Source organism: Brevundimonas sp. UBA2416 (assembly GCF_002343105.1).
Lineage (GTDB): Bacteria > Pseudomonadota > Alphaproteobacteria > Caulobacterales > Caulobacteraceae > Brevundimonas.
Map to the genome: position 1 here is coordinate 507 of NZ_DDRM01000025.1, position 750 is coordinate 1,256.

The following is a 750-nucleotide window of genomic DNA, read 5'->3' on the forward strand; positions in this document are numbered from 1 at the left end:
GCGTCGAGGCGATGACCCGGGGGATATTGTTCGGCTCGGACCTGATCCCGGCCCGACCCATGGCCGACGGTTCGCTGGCGGCGCGGGAGCTGCGGGCGCGGTCGATGATCAGGACGTATCGCACCACGGCCAGCGTCGAGGGCGGTGTCGCGGGGGCAGGCGGCTTTGTGCTGGCGGCGGCGGACTTCCCGGCCCTGATGGCGATCAAGGTGCGGATGCTGGGTGATGTCGTCGGCGCCTATGGGTGGGGCGGCGACACGGTGCGCGAACGGCTGTTCCTGCTGCACATCTTCCACCTGGCCTTCGCCAGCGCGAAGCGGCGGCCCGACGCCCTGGCCCAGCTGGAGCGCTGGATCGCGGGCGTGGATCAGCCGGAGGCGATCACCGAATACGACTGGCGGCGGTTCCAGATCGAGTACCGGGACTACATCGACCTGGCCAAGCTGATGCAGCTGATCCCCGTGGTCGGCGCGCCGATCGGGGCGGTGGTCAACTGGCGTCTGGTCGACCGGCTGGGCGAGACGGCGATGATGGCGTGCCGGATGCGGTGGCTGGCCAACGGTTGACGTTCCTGATTTGTTCGTGTTCAGTTGCCCTCAAAGGGAGGGCTTCCAAATGATCGGCTATGTGACGCTGGGCACCAACGACCTCGAGCGGGCGGCGAAATTCTACGACGCGATCGCCGCCGAGATGGGGACGTCGCGGATGATGGAGTGGCCGGGGGCGATCGCCTGGGGCACGCCGGGCGGC

Annotated in this window: 1 protein-coding gene; it reads left to right on the plus strand. The window is 68.7% G+C overall.

Annotated features, from left to right (window positions below; translation table 11 throughout):
• Nucleotides 1–566, plus strand: a 566-nt coding sequence (locus B3E43_RS08555; RefSeq protein ID WP_292028458.1) for an EcsC family protein, incomplete at its 5' end; no start/stop codon positions are given.
• Nucleotides 567–750: the final 184 nt, after the last annotated feature.